This window comes from Nonomuraea sp. NPDC049309, assembly GCF_043196965.1.
GTDB lineage: Bacteria > Actinomycetota > Actinomycetes > Streptosporangiales > Streptosporangiaceae > Nonomuraea > Nonomuraea fastidiosa.
Window position 1 is genome coordinate 2,894,335 of record NZ_JBICSH010000001.1, and the last position, 16,809, is coordinate 2,911,143.

Sequence of the window (16,809 nt, forward strand, 5' to 3'; positions counted from 1 at the left end):
ACCGTAGTTCATGCGCGTGGTGATGCTGGCGGCGGTGGCTGTGACGGTGGGCCTGACCGCCTGCAGCAGCGAAAACCCGGACGTCACCGTCCTCGACCGGATCAGGCACACCGGCAAGGTCGTCGTCGGCACCAAGTGGGACCAGCCCGGCGTCGCCCTGCGCACCGGAGACGGCGAACCCCAGGGTTTCGACGTGGACGTCGCCCGCTACCTCGTCCGCCACCTCGCCGGCGGCGCCAAGGTCGACATCATCTGGCGGGAGTCGCCGTCGTCGACCCGCGAGGCGCTGCTGCAGAACGGCGGCGTGGACATGATCGTGGCGTCGTACTCGATCATCGAGTCGCGCAAGCCCAAGGTGACGTTCGCCGGGCCGTACGTGATCGTCAACCAGGACACCATGGTCCGCGCCTCCGACCCCCGTATCCGGAACGTCAGCGACCTGCGCGGCAGGCGGATCTGCCTGGCCGAGGGCTCCAACTCGTACCGGCGGATCGTGGACCCGCCGCCCGACGGCAAGCTGGACCTGCCCGCCGAGCTCGTGCCCGCGGCCAACTACTCCATGTGCGTGCGCAAGCTCCAGGACCGCCTCCTGGACGCCGTCAGCACCGAGAACCTCATCCTGGCCGGCTACGCCGCGCGCTCCCCCGGCCGGTTCCGCCTGCTCAACCAGCCGATCAGCGACGAGCCGTGGGCGGTGGGGCTGAAGGAGGGCGACATCGAGACCTGCCAGGCACTCAACCGCGCCATCACCGCCATGTGGCGGGACGGCACGACGACCCGGCTGCTGCGCAAGTGGTTCGGCCGCACCAACCTCGACCTCCCGTCCTCCCTCCCCCGCTCCGCCTCCTGCCCCTGACCCGCGCCCCCGCCGGGACCTCCACCTCGACGCCGGTCGCACCCGGGGCCTTCGCACGCCCCACCCGCGCCCCCTACGACGGCACCTCCACCCCGAACCTCACTCCCTGTCCACGCCCGCGCCGGGACCTCGCCGCCCAGAGGCGGTCCCCTCCGGGGAGGACAGGACGGCATCCGGGGCGGGTGAACTCGGCGAACGTGCGCTGAACTGTGAGGACCGGCCCGCACTCCCGGCGATCTTCCGGCAGGATGCGGGTATGCCTTTCTGGCCCTCCCCCATTTCGACCAGAGACGTGGCCGCCGCCGGCGTGCGTCCCGGCTGGCCCACGGCCCGCGACGGCCGGGTGTGGTGGACCGAGGACCGTCCTGACGAGGGCGGGCGCACCGCGATCGTGCGCCGCGACCCCGACGGCACCCGCCGTGACCTGCTGCCCGCCCCATGGTGCGCGCGCACCCGGGTCCACGAGTACGGCGGCCGCCCCTACGCGGTCACCCCCGCGGGCGAGGTGGTGTTCGCCAACCTCAAGGATCAGCGTCTCTACGTTCTGGGCGAAAACGGCGAACCGAAACCCCTCACGGAGGAGGGATCCCGCTACGCCGATCTGGTGGTGCACGACACCGAGGTGTGGTGCGTACGCGAAAGCCACGGCGACAACGGCAAGATCACCCGGGCCGTGGTCTCCATCCCGCTCGACGGCGGCGAGATCCGCGAATGGGCCACCGGCTGCGACTTCTACGCATCCCCCACTCTGTCCCCCGACGGGCGGCATCTCGCCTACGTCTGCTGGGACCACCCCCGCATGCCGTGGAACGGCACCGAGCTGCGCGTCACCCGCCTGGAAGACGGAGAGACCTGGACGGTGCGCGGCGGACCGGACGAGTCCGTGCTGTCGCCGAGCTGGAAGGACGACTCCCGGCTCTACCTCGTCTCCGACGCCTCCGGCTGGTGGAACCTCTACGAGATCGGCCTGCGCGGCGAGGACGCGCGGGCGCTGTGGCCGGCCGAGGAGGAGTTCACGCTGCCGCCGTGGCGGCTGGGCGGCATGCCGTACGCGGTGCTCGGCGACGGCCGCCTCGCCGTCCTGCACGGACGTGGCGACCTGCGGCTCGGCCTGCTCGACCCCGAGCGCGGCACGCTCACCGACCTGCACACGTCCTGCACCGGCTGGGACGCGGCGCTGGCCGCCGACGGCGCCATGGTGACCGGCATCGGGTACGCCGCCACGACGCCCCGCTCGGTCGTCACCGTCGACACCGCCACGGGCGACCGGCGGCGTCTCACCGGCGACACCGTCGCCCTGCCCGACCCCTCCTACCTGCCGCTGCCCCAGGCCGTACGGGTGGGGGGCGACGTCCACGCCTACCTCTACCCACCGCACGCCGAGGCCGCCGGCGACGGCCCGCCCCCTTACGTGATCTTCGTGCACGGCGGTCCGACCGCCCACGCCGACACCGGGCTCGACCTGGAGAAGGCGTTCCTGACCTCGCGCGGCATCGGCGTACTCGACGTCAACTACGGCGGCTCCACCGGCTACGGCAGGGCCTATCGCGACCGGCTCAAGGGCCAGTGGGGGCTGGTCGACGTCGCCGACACCGTCGCCGCCGCCGAGTGGCTGGCCGCCGAAGGGCTCGCCGACCCCGCCAGGATCGCCGTGCGCGGCGGCAGCGCGGGCGGCTGGACCGTGATGGCCGCCTGCTGCAGGTCCGACGTGTTCGCGGGCGGGGTGTCGTACTTCGGGGTCAGCGCGCTCGGCCCGCTCATCGCCCACACCCACGACTTCGAGTCACGCTACGTGGAGTGGCTGGTGGGGCCGGAAGACCCCGAAGTGTACGCGAGCCGCGAACCCCTCGCCCTCGTCGACGGCGTCACCTGCCCCATGCTGCTCCTCCAGGGCCTCGACGACCCCGTGGTGCCGCCCCAGCAGTCCACGGCGTTCGCCGACGCGCTGTCCGAACGCGGCGTGCCGTGCACGTACCTCGCGTTCGAGGGCGAGTCGCACGGCTTCCGCCGCACCGAGACCCGCGCCGCCGCCCTGGCCGCCGAGCTCGCCTTCTACCAGCAGCTCTTCGCCTGACGCCCGCGCCGCCCGGAGCCGGACGTCCGGCTGACGCACGCCCCGCCGCCACCCGACGAGGAGGTGATGGAGCCGGCTCTCAGCGGGCGAACCTCTCAGCGGGCGAACTCGGTCGCGCGCGACTCCCGCACCACGGTGATGCGGATCTGCCCCGGATACGTGAGCTCCTCCTCCACCTGCTTGGCCACGTCCCTGGCGATCACCTGGGCCTGGATGTCGTCGACGGCGTCGGGCTTGACCATGACCCGGATCTCCCGCCCGGCCTGCATGGCGAACACCTTCTCCACGCCCTCGTACGACTGCGCGATCTGCTCCAGGCGTTCGAGCCGCTTGACGTACGCCTCCAGCGACTCCCGCCTGGCGCCGGGGCGGCTGCCGCTGATCGCGTCGGCGGCCTGCGTGAGCACCGCCTCGACCGTACGGACCTCGACCTCGTTGTGGTGCGCCTCGATGGCGTGCACCACCTCCTCGTCCTCGCCGTAACGGCGGGCGATCTCCGCCCCGATCAGCGCATGGCTGCCCTCGACCTCGTGCGTGAGCGCCTTGCCGATGTCGTGGAGCAGCGCGCAGCGCTTCACCAGCGCCTGATCCAGCTTCAGCTCGGCCGCCATGATGCCGGCGATGTGGGCCGACTCGATGAGGTGCTTGAGCACGTTCTGACCGTAGGAGGTGCGGTAGCGCAACTGCCCGAGCAGCAGCGTCAGCTCCGGGTGCATGTCGGTGATGCCCAGCTCGACCAGGGCGTCCTCACCGGCCCGCGCGCACAGGTCCTGCACCTCCTGGCGGCTGCGGTCGTGGGCCTCCTCGATGCGCTGCGGGTGGATGCGGCCGTCGAGCACCAGCTTCTCCAGCGTCAGCCGGGCGGTCTCCCGGCGTACCGGGTCGAAACACGACAGCAGCACCGCTTCCGGGGTGTCGTCGATGATCAGGTTGACCCCGGTCGTGGACTCGAACGCGCGGATGTTACGCCCCTCGCGCCCGATGATGCGGCCCTTCATCTCGTCGCCGGGAAGGTGCAGCACGCTGACGACCGACTCGGCCGTCTGCTCCGCCGCCAGCCGCTGCACGGCCAGCGTGATGATCTTCGTGGCGCGCTTCTCGCCCTCCTTGCGCGCCTGCCCCTCGATCTCCCTGACGATGAGCGCCGCCTCGCGCTTGGCCTGGTTCTCGATCTCCTTGACCAGCTCGGCCTTGGCCTGCTCGCTCGTCAGCCCGGCCACGCGTTCCAGGATCCGGCGGCGTTCCTCCTCGACCTGCAGCAGCTCCTCGCGGCGATCGGCCAGCTCGACCTCCGTCTCGGCCAGCTTCCTGTCCCGCTCGGCCTGCCGCCGGGCCTCCTCGTCCAGCCGCTGCTCCCGCTCGGCCAGGCGGGCCTCACGGCGTTCGAGATCGGCGCGCAGCTCCTTGAGCTCGGACTTCAGTATCCGGCTCTCCTCCTCGACCTCCCGCCGCATCTGCGCGGCGCTCTCGGCCGCCGCCTCCGACCTGCGCAGGATCTCCTCGGCGTCGCTCTCCGCCTTGCTGCGGATCTCCCTGGCCCGCTCGCGCGCCTGCTCCAGCTCCTGCTGCACGGCCTCCATCTGCGCGGGGTCAGGCTCGGCGGCACGCGGCACCGCGGCCGATGTGCGCCGTACGACGACGAGGAGCGCCGCCACCATGCCGAACGCGAGCACGAGCACCGCCACCATCAGCACCACGACCAGCGGCCCCATGTGCGCCCCGCCCTCCTCGCGTCGTCAGGAACTCATAACGCGGCCACAAAACAGGAGGGGTCACAGACGCGCCGCGGATCGCCAGGTCGGCACCATCGCCACGATCGAGGCCAAGACACGGCCGACCGGGCGTCGGCCCCCGCGGCCGACACCTCGCCTGCCTCGATCAACCCTGCTCGTTCGTCCGTCGTTCACCGTTATGGCAATCCGCGCTGCGCGGAGTAACTCCTCACTGCCGTCGAGGTTATGCGTCGAACAGGTCACGAGCAAGCAAACGCGGCATCAAGCGTGTCTTACGAGCCCCGCCCGCACACCGATCCCCAGCCCCCCGCAGAACCCCCACCCAACCCCGCCGAAGCCCACCCGCGAACGCACTCCTCGTCCCCGAACCCGCGACCACGACGCCCCGAACGCGCCCCCTCGACCCCACCTGGCCAAGCCGTCAACACCCGAGCCAGCGCCTGAACCCGACACGACACCACAGAGCCGCCACCCGCAACGCCAGGACACCGACACCGACCGCGCAGACGCCCGAACCGACAGCACACGCACGCAGCACCCCCGGCTGCAGACGCGCTCCAGCCGAGCACATCACACGGCTTAACCCTGAAGACGCCCACCCGACCACAGAACACGAAAACGTCCGCAGAGACACCAACGGCGACCATGACACCACTACGGCGGCGCTTCACCCACCCACAACACGCACCCAAACCACGGAACCACCCACCCCTACGACAGCCGGAAACCCCCGAACGCACGGCAGCCCGCAGCCCCCGACCTCACGACAGTCGGAAACACCCGACCCACAACAGCCCGAAACGTCCGACCCCACGGCAGCCGGAAACACCCGACCCACGGCAACCCGAAACACCCGACCCACAACAGCCCAAAACACCTGACCCCACGACAGCCGGAAACACCCGACCCACGGCAACCCGAAACACCCGACCCACGGCAACCCGAAACACCCGACCCACGACAGCCAGAAGCGCCCGACCCCACGGGAAAAGGCGGCACGACCACGCACTCAGCTGGACGACGACCACATGTCCTGTAGCCCCTAGACGTCCGAGCGTCCAGGCCCACCTGCCTACGACGGGAACTCTTCGTCCATCTCGATGCCCTCCTGTTCGAGGGCCTCACGGATGACGCGGTAGGCGAGGCCGGAGGGGTAACCCTTGCGGGCCAGCATCCCGGCCAGGCGGCGGGTGCGCTTCTGCGGGTCGAGCGAGCGAGTGGAGGCGAGCTTGCGCTCGACGAGCCGCCGGGCGGTCTCCACCTCCTGCTCGGGGTCGAGGCGTTCGACGGCCTCGCTGACCGTTTCGCTGTCCACGCCCCGCTGCCGCAGCTCGGCCGCCAGCGCGCGTTTGGCCAGCCCACGCCCGTGGTGACGGGATTCGACCCACGCCGCCGCGAACGCCTCGTCGTTGATCAGCCCCAGCTCGGAGAACCGGCTGAGCACCGCCTCCGCGGCCTCCTCCGGCACGTCACGTTTGCGCAGAGCGTCCGCGAGCTGGGCGCGGGTCTTGGGAGCGATGGTGAGCAGCCGCAGGCAGATGGCCCGCGCCACCGCCTCCGGATCCGCATCCGGCCCGGCACCGGCCGCACCCCCCTCATCGGGCCCCTCAGGCAGCCACCCCCGACGCCGACCCCGGCGCCGCGAGCCCGGGCCGGTCGCTCCGTCATCATCGGCCCCGCCAGACGATCGTCCCCGACTCTGGACGCCGCTTCCGCCGGGCTTCCTTCCGTACCGCCCGCTCTTCCGTCCGCGCCGCCCGGCCCCTTCACCAGACGACCCATCTGCCCCAGCAACCGGCCCGCCCCCTTCACCAGACGACCCGTCTCCCCCAGCAAACGACCCGGCCCCTTCACCAGACGACCCGTCTCCCCCAGCAAACGACCCGGCCCCTTCACCAAACGACCCGTCTCCCCCAGCAAACGACCCGGCCCCTTCACCAAACGACCCGACTTGCCCAGCAAACGGCTCGACGTCTTCCGCGAAGGCTGCTGCGTCCCCACCGAACGGCCCGTTCTCCACACCGAACGAGCCCCGCCCGTCACTGGAAGGAGCACGCCCGTCACCGGGCCGGCCGGGCTCGCCGCCGAACGGGTCTGGCTCGGCGTCGATCCACCCAGGGCCGGTGGGCGGGCGGCTGCGGCTCTTGCGGGATCGGTCGGCGACCGAGGGTTCCGCGGACGACGTACCGAGTCGGCTGGGGTCACCGGACGCACTGCCGAGGTCACCAGAGGCACTGCCAGAGCCGTCAGAGACACTGCCAGCACCGCCGCCCCGACGTGCGCGGCCGCGCGGGCGTGAGTCGCCTTCGTCTGCGGTGGGCGCGAACCAGCTCGGACCGGCGAGCACCTCCGAGTGCCATTCATCCGCCGGACGGCGATCTGAGCCCGTCGTGGCAGGCGGCGTTCCTGCTGATGGCGGCGGTTCGGCAGGCGATCGCCGAGCTGCAGCCGGCGGTCGCCTGCGCTCTGGACGGACTCCGTCGCTGTCCTCACCCGTTGAGGGGTTCGGCACCTCGAGATGCTGGAAGAACGGGTGCGGAGCGCCGGAGGGCGGCTCCGGCTCAATGTGGGCGGTGTCAGGGCCTCGCCGATCCTCGTCCCGGAAGGTCCACCAGCCCCCGCCTACGGAGCCACGCTGATCCTGGCCTTGGGATTCTCGCGAGTCTCCGCCTCGGGCACCTCGCTGATCATCATCGCGGAATTCCCACCAGCCCCCGCCTCGCGAGCCCCGCTGATCCCCATCTCGGGAATCCCGTCTGCTCCCATCCTGGGCAACACGCCAATCCTCATCCTGGGATTTCCGCTTGTTCCCATGTCGGGCACCACGTTGACCCTCGTCTGGGGCATCCCGCTGGTCCTCGTCTCGAGAATCCCGCCGGTCCCCACCCAGGGAGCCTCGCTGGTCCTCGCCTCGGGAACCCTGCCAGTCCCCGCCTCGCAAGCCCCGCCGATCGTCCTCTTGGGGGTTCTGTCGATCCCCGCTCCGAGAAGCTCGCCAGCCTTCGCCGTGGGGACCCCGCCGCCGACCCTCGTCTACGCTGCGTCCGCGCACGTCCGCAGTTGGTTCGCCCTCAGCGCGACGCTTGGAGTCGTCCGCCGACGGCTGGAGAAGGGCCTGCGCGGATTCGGAGGTTGCAGGCCTGTCCTGCTGGCGGCTTTCCGCGTCCGTATCCGGGATGTCTCCCGCGAGTCCCACAGCCGTCCCCGGAACGTTCCCTGTACGTTCCGCAGCCGCCTCCGGGGCGTCTCCCGCGAGTCCCACATCCGCTTCCGGAGCGTCCCCCGTGAGTCCCACAGCCGTCCCCGGAACGTTCCCTGTACGTTCCGCAGCCGCCTCCGGGGCGTCCCCCGTGAGTCCCACAGCCGTCCCCGGAACGTTCCCTGTACGTTCCGCAGCCGCCTCCGGGGCGTCTCCCGCGAGTCCCACATCCGCTTCCGGAGCGTCTCCTGTGAGTTCTGCGGCCGCCTCCGGGGCGTCTCCCGCGAGTCCCACATCCGCTTCCGGAGCGTCTCCTGTGAGTTCTGCGGCCGCCTCCGGGGCCTCTTGTGGAAAGCCTTCTGCGGTCCCTGCGGAGCCTGCTGCCGCTGGGCTTTCGGGAGGGTTTTCTGCGGTGTTCGCTGGTGGTGCTGGTTCGTCTCCTGTCGTCGCGGTTTCCTGGGCACGCTGGCGGGCGCGTTGTTCGCGCCATTCGGCTACCGACGGCCAGCCGTCCGTGGCTGAGCGGGCCAGGTCACGGCGGTGGGAGGAGGGGGCGGGCCAGGCGCCCCGCTCCGGTGTACGGGGCACCTGTGGCCGGTCGGTGTTGCTCATGCGGCCGACGCTCAGACGTCACCCGGCTTGGGGGTGGACTTGGAGCCACGGCCCGAGGAGGCGGCGGCCGGAGCCGGCGCGGCGGCCTCGGCGGGAGCGTCGAGGCGCGGGCCCACACCCAGCTTGTCCTTGATCTTCTTTTCGATCTCGTTGGCCATGTCGGGGTGGTTGCGCAGGAAGTTGCGGGCGTTTTCCTTGCCCTGGCCGAGCTGCTCGCCCTCGTACGTGTACCAGGCGCCGGACTTGCGGACGAAGCCGTGCTCCACGCCCATGTCGATGAGGCCGCCCTCGCGGGAGATGCCCACGCCGTAGAGGATGTCGAAGTCGGCGACCCGGAAGGGCGGGGCCATCTTGTTCTTGACGATCTTGACCCGGGTGCGGTTGCCGACCGCCTCCGTGCCGTCCTTGAGGGTCTCGATGCGCCGGATGTCCATGCGGACCGAAGCGTAGAACTTCAGCGCCTTACCACCGGTCGTGGTCTCGGGGCTGCCGAACATGACGCCGATCTTCTCGCGGAGCTGGTTGATGAAGATGGCGGTGGTGCCGGTGCTGCTGAGCGCGCCGGCGATCTTGCGCAGCGCCTGCGACATCAGGCGGGCCTGCAGACCGACGTGGCTGTCACCCATCTCGCCCTCGATCTCGGCCTTGGGCACCAGGGCCGCCACGGAGTCGACGACGACGATGTCGATCGCGCCGGACCTGATCAGCATGTCGGCGATCTCGAGCGCCTGCTCACCCGTGTCGGGCTGGGACACCAGCAGGGCGTCGGTGTCGACCCCGAGCTTCTTGGCGTATTCGGGGTCGAGCGCATGCTCGGCGTCGATGAACGCGGCGATGCCCCCGGCGCGCTGGGCGTTGGCCACCGCGTGCAGGGCGATGGTGGTCTTACCCGACGACTCGGGACCGTAGATCTCCACGATGCGCCCGCGCGGCAGACCGCCGATGCCGAGGGCGACGTCCAGGGAGATGGACCCGGTGGGGATCACCTCGATGGGAGCTCGGGCGTCGTCGCCCAGCCTCATGACAGAGCCCTTGCCGAACTGCCGCTCGATCTGAGCGAGCGCGGTCTCGAGGGCCTTCTCGCGGTCGTTGATAGCCATGGGAACTCCCCCTGGAGGGTCGTGGTCCGATCAGTCGAGTGAAAGCTACGGCCTGCCACCGACATTTTCGACGCAGTCGGGGAAGACGTGGCCCGGCTTCATCCATCGTAGCCGAACGGCTGTTCGATCACAGCAGGAACACGCAGGAACACGCAGGTGATCTCTCCCCTGGGTTCACAACCGGGTGGGGCAAGCACGACCGGCCGAGGCGACGGACGCGACCGGGTCGAGGCAGGGGGCATGACCCAGGCGAGGTCGCGAACACGGCCGAGCCGAGGTGACGGGCGCGACCACCCGCAACGGCGAACACAGCCAACCGACACGGCAGGCACTCTCACCACCGGGCGACACGACGGGCACGGCAACCGGGCGAGACGGCAGGCACGGCCAAGCGAGACCGCGAACACGGCCGAGCCGAGATGACGGGCACGACCACCCGCAACGGCAAACACAGCCAACCGACACGGCAGGCACTCTCACCACCGGGCGACACGACGGGCACGGCAACCGGGCGAGACGGCAGGCACGGCCAAGCGAGACCGTGAACACGGCCGAGCCGAGGTGGCGGGTACGGCCAAGCGAGACCGCAAGCAGCGGCTGAGCCGAGGTGGCGGGCGCGGCTGGGGGCGGTGGGGTACGCGGCTGGGTGAGGTAGCGGGCGCGGCCGAAGGGGACGTACCGGAAGAAATGGACGCCCCGAGGGGTGAACGTGGCGGGGGGAATGGGCGTCCTGCACAAGCGAGGCGTAGCGGAAGAAATGGGTGGCGGTATCAGCGGGGCGGTGACGTCGCGATCGCGCGCCGCCCACGCCGCGACCCCCGCGTACGGAGCACTCGCCGATGATGCCGTCCAGCATGTTGACGGGCGGCTGACCTGGGGAGACTCACTGCAACGGCGACGGTTGGAGGCGCACGTGGCGAGCCGCTACACCGGGGAACGGCGCACTCATCTTCAGGCCCTCGCCGACCTGTTGCCCGCCCATGGTCTGGTCAGCCGGATGGTCGGAGGCGACGATCCGGTGCTCTGGGTGTGGCATCCGCACACGGGCCGCAGGACGCTCGTCTTCGCCACCCCGTCGAACCGCGGCTGGCTGTTCCTGTGGTCGCCGGGCGGGCAGGGAGGGGCGGACGATCTGAGCGGTACGTGCGCTGAACTGCGCCGTACGCTCGACGTGCCCCAGCCCGGCGCGGAGTGACCCGAGCGCCGCCGAGAGGTCAGCGGAGCTTCGGCGAGACGTCCTCCACCTGGCAGACCGCGCGCCACACCGTCTTGGCGCTCTCGCCGTCGGCCAGCGCCTGCATGACGGTGCGACCGCCCAGCGGCGCCAGGACGTAGTCGCGGGCCCACGACTCGGCGTAGGTCTCGCCGAAGTGGGCGTTCATCCGTCTCCAGAACTCGGTCAGGCGCATGCACTCAAGTATGGGAGCGCCCTTGGGGTGGGTACGACATCCTCATGCCGAAGACCCCCAAGTCTTCACCCCCGAAGACCGCCACGACGAAGGCCAACAGGGCGAAACGCCGCCGGCTGTCAGCGATGCTGCGGCAGGCCGTACAGCAGGAGAAGGCCGAGCGCGCCGAGCGGCACGCCGGTCTCAGGCAGGCGCCGCGTGCGGGCAAGCCGAGGAGGCGCAGGCCCTCGCGGCGCTAGCACTTCGCGCCGTGCAGCGTCGGCCGCCCTGGCACGTCATCGGCCACATCGCGACGCCGGGCACATCACCCGTGCGAACGCAGGCCGCGCTGACGTGTCATCGGCCACTCATCGGCCACATCGCGGCGCCGGTCAGGTCGCCCGTGCGGGTCACATCACCCGTGCGCCGTACATCTCGCCGAGAGGGTCGGCGAGCAGTTCCAGGCGGGCGCCGTCGGGGTCCCTGAAGTAGATGGAGGCGCCGCTTTCGATCTGGTGCGGCACGCCGGCCATCTCCAGTTTCCCGCGCAGCCGTTCCCACGTGGCGGGATCGACGGAGATCGCGATGTGGTGCAGCCCGCCGAGCACTTCGCGGTACGGCCCCAGGTCGAGCCCGGGGAAGTCGAAGAAGGCCAGCAGGTTGCCGTTGCCGATGTCGAAGAAGAAGTGGTTGGAGCCCTTGTAGTCGCGGTTCTCGAAGATCTCGGTGAGCGGGAACTCCAGAAGCTCCTGGTAGAACGTGATGGTCCGTTCGACATCGGACGAGAGCAGCGCCACGTGGTGCAGGCCGCGTGCGCTGCTCGATGGCCGGTGCGTTAAGAGGTAGCGCTCGCGTATTTCGGCTCGGCGGGCTTCGATGGCCGCGTAGTCGATGGTCACGGTCGCTGTATGTCCGCCATGGCCCGCGCTCAACCGTCGCGCCGCGGAGCGAGATGCGTTTTCTGTCGGTGGCGCGAGGCAGTATGGGCAGGTGAGCTCGCTAGCCCAGTTCAGCCAGGTGACCAGGGAATGGTTCACCGGAGCCTTCCAAGCCCCCACGGCCGCGCAGGAGGGGGCGTGGGAGTCGATCTCGCGTGGCGACAACACGCTCGTCGTGGCGCCCACGGGGTCGGGGAAGACGCTGGCGGCGTTCCTGTGGTCGCTCGACCGGCTCGCCGCGCGCGACCTCGAAGCGGCGCGTTCCTCCGGCGAAGCGCCTGAGGGTGCCGAGAAGCGGGCGGGCACGCGGGTCGTCTACGTCTCGCCGCTCAAGGCGCTGGCCGTCGACGTCGAGCGCAACCTGCGCGCCCCGCTGGCCGGGCTGAAGCAGACGGCGCGGCGGCTCGGCCTGCCGGTGCCGGAGATCTCGGTGGCGATCCGCTCGGGTGACACCCCCGCGGAGGAGCGCAGGCGGTTCGCGGCGAAGCCGTCCGACATCCTCATCACCACGCCGGAGTCGCTGTTCCTGCTGCTCACGAGCCAGGCTCGGGAGGCGTTGCGCGGCGTGGAGACCGTGATCGTCGACGAGGTGCACGCGGTGGCGGGCACCAAGCGCGGCGCGCATCTGGCGCTGACGCTGGAGCGGCTCGACGCGCTGCTCGACAAGCCGGCGCAGCGGGTGGGGCTGTCGGCGACGGTACGCCCGGTGAGCGAGGTGGCGACGTTCCTCGGCGGCACGCGCCCGGCCACCGTGGTGCAGCCGCCCGCCGACAAGCGCATCGAGGTCGAGGTCGTCGTCCCGGTCGAGGACATGACGGAGATGGAGACGCGGCCGAGGAGCCAGGTGGAGGGCGAGGAGTTCGCCCCCGAGCCGGGCAACCGGTCGATCTGGCCCCACGTCGAGGACCGGTTGTTCGACCTGATCGAGTCCCACGGCTCCACCATCGTGTTCGCCAACTCGCGGCGGCTGGCCGAGCGGCTGTGCACGCGGCTCAACGAGCTGGCGTACGAGCGCGAGAACGGCCCCGAGACCGTGGACCTGTCGATCTGGGAGACCCCGGCGGGGCCGGAGGAGACCTCGGCGGGGCCGGACGTAACCTCGGCAGGGCCGGAGAAGACCTCAGCGGACCCGGGCAAAACCCCGGCAAGCCCGGACGAGGCCTCGGCGCAGCCGGGCGAAAGCTCGGCGGAGCCGGTGAGGGGTCCGGCGGCTGCCGGGCCGGGCAAGCGCATGCCCGCCGACCTGATGGCGCAGGCCGGGGCGAGCAAGGGCGCGGTGCCGGAGATCGTACGCGCGCATCACGGCTCGGTCTCCAAGGAGGAGCGCGCGCAGATCGAGGAGGCGCTGAAGTCGGGCCGGCTGCCCGCCGTGGTCGCCACGTCCAGCCTGGAGCTGGGCATCGACATGGGCTCGGTGGACCTGGTGGCGTGCGTGGAGGCGCCGCCGAGCGTGGCCAGCGGCCTGCAGCGCATCGGGCGGGCCGGGCACCAGGTGGGCGCGGTGTCCAGAGGCGTGATCTTCCCGAAGTACCGCGGCGATCTGGTGCAGACGGCGGTGGTCGCCGAGCGCATGAAGAACGGCCTCATCGAGGAGCTGCGCTACCCGCGCAATCCGCTCGACGTGCTGGCGCAGCAGATCGTGGCGATGACCGCGCTCGACGAGTGGACGGTGGACGAGCTGGAGCGGGTGGTCAAGCGGGCCGCCCCCTACGCGACGCTGCCGAGGAGCGCGCTCGAGGCCACGCTCGACATGCTGGCGGGGCGCTATCCGAGCGAGGAGTTCGCCGAGCTGCGCCCGCGCATCGTGTGGGACCGCGTCACGGGCACGCTCCAGGGCCGTCCCGGTGCGCAGCGCCTCGCGGTCACCAACGGCGGCACGATCCCCGACCGCGGCCTGTTCGGCGTGTTCCTGGTGGGCGAGCGCGGCTCCCGGGTGGGCGAGCTGGACGAGGAGATGGTCTACGAGTCGCGGGTCGGCGACGTGTTCGTGCTGGGCGCGACCTCGTGGCGCATCGAGGACATCACCGCCGACCGGGTGCTGGTCTCGCCCGCGCCGGGCCAGCCGGGCAAGCTGCCGTTCTGGCACGGCGACGCGCCGGGGCGTCCCGCCGAGCTGGGCCGGGCGATCGGGGAGTTCCTGCGCGAGCAGGCGAAGGACGGCTCGACGGAACGCCTGCGCGCGGCCGGGCTCGACGAGTACGCCGCGGTCAACCTGCTCGCCTACCTCCGCGAGCAGCGCGAGGCCACCGGTTACGTCCCCGACGACCGCACGCTGCTGGTCGAGCGCTTCCACGACGAGCTGGGCGACTGGCGGGTGGTGATCCACTCCCCTTATGGGGCGCGGGTGCACGCCCCGTGGGCGCTGGCGATCAACCGGCGGCTGCGCGAGCGTTACGGCATCGACGTGCAGGCCGTCCACTCCGACGACGGCATCGTGCTGCGCATCCCCGACACGCTGGCCGAGCCGCCGACCGACGTGGCGGCGTTCGACCCCGAGGAGATCGAGCAGATCGTCACCGAGGAGCTGGGCGGCTCGGCGCTGTTCGCCTCCCGGTTCAGGGAGTGCGCGGGCCGGGCGCTGCTGCTGCCGCGCCGCACGCCGGGCAGGCGCAGCCCGCTGTGGCAGCAGCGGCAGCGGGCCGCGCATCTGCTGGGCGTGGCCTCGAAGTACGCGTCGTTCCCGATCGTGCTGGAGACCATGCGCGAGTGCCTTCAGGACGTCTTCGACGTGCCGGGGCTGGTGCAGCTCATGCGCGACATCGCCGCCCGCCGGGTGCGGGTGGTGGAGGTGGAGACCTCGCAGGCCTCGCCGTTCGCCACCTCGCTGCTGTTCCACTACATCGGCGCGTTCATGTACGAGGGCGACGCGCCGCTCGCCGAACGCCGCGCGCAGGCCCTGGCGCTCGACACCACGTTGCTCGCGGAGCTGCTGGGCCAGGCCGACCTGCGCGAGCTGCTCGACCCCGACGTCATCTCCGACACCGAACGCGAGCTGGCCAGGCTCGACCGGCCGCTGCGCGACGTCGAGGACCTCGCCGACCTGCTGCGCTCGCACGGCCCGCTGCTCGCGCCCGACGTGAGCGTGCGCGGCGGCGATCCGGCCTGGCTGGAGGAGCTCGAACGCGCCAGGCGGGCGATCCGGGTGCGCATCGCCGGCGAGGAGCAGTGGGCGGCCATCGAGGACACCGCCCGCATGCGCGACGCGCTCGGCGTTCCGCCGCCGGTCGGGGTGCCGCACGCGTTCCTCGAGCCGGTGGCCGACCCGCTGGCCGACCTGCTGGCCAGGCACGCCCGCACGCGCGGGCCCTTCCACGCCTCAACGGCGGCGGCGAGGTTCGGTCTCGGCGTGGCCGTGGTGACCGACGCGCTGCGGCGGCTCGCGGCGTCGGGGCGGGTCGTGAGCGGGGAGTTCCGGCCCGGCGGGCGGGGGGAGGAGTGGTGCGACGCCGGTGTGCTGCGGATGCTGCGCCGCAGGTCGCTGGCCCGGCTGCGCAAGGAGGTCGAGCCGGTCGCGCCGGAGACGCTCGCCCGGTTCCTGCCCGCCTGGCACGGCATCACCGCCGCCGAGACCGCGCCCGGCGCCATCGGCTCGGCCCGTGCCATGGACGCGCTCGTACGCTCCATCGAACAACTCCAGGGAGCCGCCGTCCCCGCCTCCGCGCTGGAGACGCTGGTGCTGCCGTCGCGGGTGCCCGGCTACCATCCGGCGCTGCTCGACGAGCTGACCTCGTCGGGCGACGTCGTGTGGGCCGGCCAGGGGTCGCTGCCGGGCGGCGACGGCTGGGTGTCGCTCTACTTCGCCGACACCGCGCCGCTGCTGATGCCCGAGCCCGCCGAGATCACGATGACGCCGCTCCACGAGCGGATCCTGGAGCTGCTGGGCGGCGGCGGTGCGCTGTTCTTCCGCGACCTCTCCGACCGGCTCGGCTCGCTCGACGACGGCGCGCTGGTGTCGGCGCTGTGGGATCTCGTGTGGGCCGGGCGCGTCTCGGGCGACACGCTCGCGCCGCTACGCGCCACGCTCGGCACCGGGCGGCCCGCGCACCGGCCCGCCACCACGCGGCGGCGCAGGGCCGTGCTGCCGAGCAGGAGCGGGCCGCCGACCGCGGCGGGGCGGTGGTGGCTGCTGCCGCCGCCCGCCGCCGACGCCACCCAGCGGGCGCACGCGCAGGCCGAGGTCCTGCTCGAACGGCACGGCGTGGTGACACGCGGGGCGGTGACCTCCGAACGGCTGCCCGGCGGGTTCACGCCCGTCTACCAGGTGTTGCGGGCGTACGAGGAGAGCGGGCGGTGCCGGCGCGGCTACTTCGTCGAGGGGCTCGGGGGCGCCCAGTTCGCGCTGCCGGGGGCGGTGGACCGGATGCGCGCCCTGTCCTCTGATGCGGGGGCACCTGATGCGGGGGCGCCTGGCGCGGGGGCACCTCGTGCGGGGTGGCCGGGTGCGGGCTCGCCCGGTGCGGGGTGGCCGGGTGCGGGGTGGCCGGGTGCGGGCTCGCCGGAGGGGCGAGCCGGCGGCGGTGACGGGCGCGGGCGACGGGCCGTGGTGCTGGCCGCCGCCGACCCCGCCAACCCGTACGGCGCCGCGCTCCCCTGGCCGCCGCATCCCGGCGAGGTCTCGCACAAGCCGGGCAGGAAGGCCGGGGCGCTGGTCGTGCTCGTGGACGGTCACCTGGTGCTGTACGTCGAGCGCGGCGGCAAGACGCTGCTGTCGTTCACCGACGGTGAGCGGCTGCGGCCCGCGGTCGACGCGCTGGCTCTCGCCGTACGCGACGGGGCGCTGGGCAAGCTGACCGTCGAACGCGCCGACGGGGCGAGCATCGTCGACTCTCCGCTCGCGGCCGCCCTGGAGGAGGCCGGCTTCCACCCGACCCCCCGCGGTCTCCGCCTCCGCGCCTGACGCCGAGCGACG

Annotated in this window: 10 protein-coding genes; 5 read left to right on the plus strand and 5 right to left on the minus strand. The window is 71.9% G+C overall.

Features of this window, described 5'->3' with window-relative positions; all coding sequences use genetic code 11:
- Positions 1 to 34: 34 nt before the first annotated feature.
- Together ACGFIM_RS12815 and ACGFIM_RS12820 are read left to right on the plus strand one after the other, a co-directional pair.
- Positions 35 to 856, plus strand: coding sequence for a glutamate ABC transporter substrate-binding protein (locus ACGFIM_RS12815; protein ID WP_393199089.1), 822 nt, complete (start codon positions 35 to 37; stop codon positions 854 to 856).
- Positions 857 to 1,112: 256 nt separating this feature from the next.
- Entirely contained in the window at positions 1,113 to 2,930 is a 1,818-nt protein-coding gene (locus ACGFIM_RS12820; RefSeq protein WP_393199092.1) for a prolyl oligopeptidase family serine peptidase, read from the plus strand.
- A 95-nt stretch (positions 2,931 to 3,025) separates the two neighbouring features.
- On the opposite strand, the gene rny is transcribed toward ACGFIM_RS12820, so the two are convergent.
- The 3 genes from rny to recA form a co-directional block, all read right to left on the minus strand.
- Complete coding sequence (gene rny, locus ACGFIM_RS12825) at positions 3,026 to 4,642, minus strand: ribonuclease Y (RefSeq protein ID WP_393199095.1); 1,617 nt, start codon at positions 4,640 to 4,642, stop codon at positions 3,026 to 3,028.
- A gap of 1,093 nt (positions 4,643 to 5,735) precedes the next feature.
- Positions 5,736 to 8,474 (minus strand): recombination regulator RecX, encoded by a 2,739-nt coding sequence (gene recX / locus ACGFIM_RS12830; protein WP_393199098.1) that lies wholly within the window; start codon positions 8,472 to 8,474, stop codon positions 5,736 to 5,738.
- An 11-nt stretch (positions 8,475 to 8,485) separates the two neighbouring features.
- Positions 8,486 to 9,574: a recombinase RecA gene (gene recA, locus ACGFIM_RS12835; RefSeq protein WP_393199101.1), complete on the minus strand. Its 1,089-nt coding sequence runs from the start codon at positions 9,572 to 9,574 to the stop codon at positions 8,486 to 8,488.
- 781 nt (positions 9,575 to 10,355) lie between these two features.
- Between recA and ACGFIM_RS12840 the strand changes: the two genes are divergently transcribed.
- Positions 10,356 to 10,769: a hypothetical protein gene (locus tag ACGFIM_RS12840; RefSeq protein WP_393199104.1), complete on the plus strand. Its 414-nt coding sequence runs from the start codon at positions 10,356 to 10,358 to the stop codon at positions 10,767 to 10,769.
- 19 nt (positions 10,770 to 10,788) lie between these two features.
- On the opposite strand, the gene ACGFIM_RS12845 is transcribed toward ACGFIM_RS12840, so the two are convergent.
- Positions 10,789 to 10,983 (minus strand): DUF3046 domain-containing protein, encoded by a 195-nt coding sequence (locus ACGFIM_RS12845; RefSeq protein ID WP_393199107.1) that lies wholly within the window; start codon positions 10,981 to 10,983, stop codon positions 10,789 to 10,791.
- Positions 10,984 to 11,027: 44 nt separating this feature from the next.
- On the opposite strand from ACGFIM_RS12845, the gene ACGFIM_RS12850 reads away from it, so the two are divergent.
- Complete coding sequence (locus tag ACGFIM_RS12850) at positions 11,028 to 11,222, plus strand: hypothetical protein (RefSeq protein WP_393199110.1); 195 nt, start codon at positions 11,028 to 11,030, stop codon at positions 11,220 to 11,222.
- Between the two features lie 150 nt (positions 11,223 to 11,372).
- Here the strand turns inward: ACGFIM_RS12850 and ACGFIM_RS12855 are convergent, their stop codons facing one another.
- Positions 11,373 to 11,861, minus strand: a complete 489-nt coding sequence (locus ACGFIM_RS12855) for a VOC family protein (RefSeq protein WP_393199113.1) — start codon at positions 11,859 to 11,861, stop codon at positions 11,373 to 11,375.
- A 91-nt stretch (positions 11,862 to 11,952) separates the two neighbouring features.
- Here ACGFIM_RS12855 and ACGFIM_RS12860 point away from each other — a divergent pair, with 91 nt between their 5' ends.
- The gene (locus tag ACGFIM_RS12860; RefSeq protein ID WP_393199116.1) at positions 11,953 to 16,797 is read left to right on the plus strand and encodes a DEAD/DEAH box helicase; all 4,845 of its coding nucleotides are present in this window, start codon (positions 11,953 to 11,955) and stop codon (positions 16,795 to 16,797) included.
- Positions 16,798 to 16,809 lie beyond the last annotated feature (12 nt).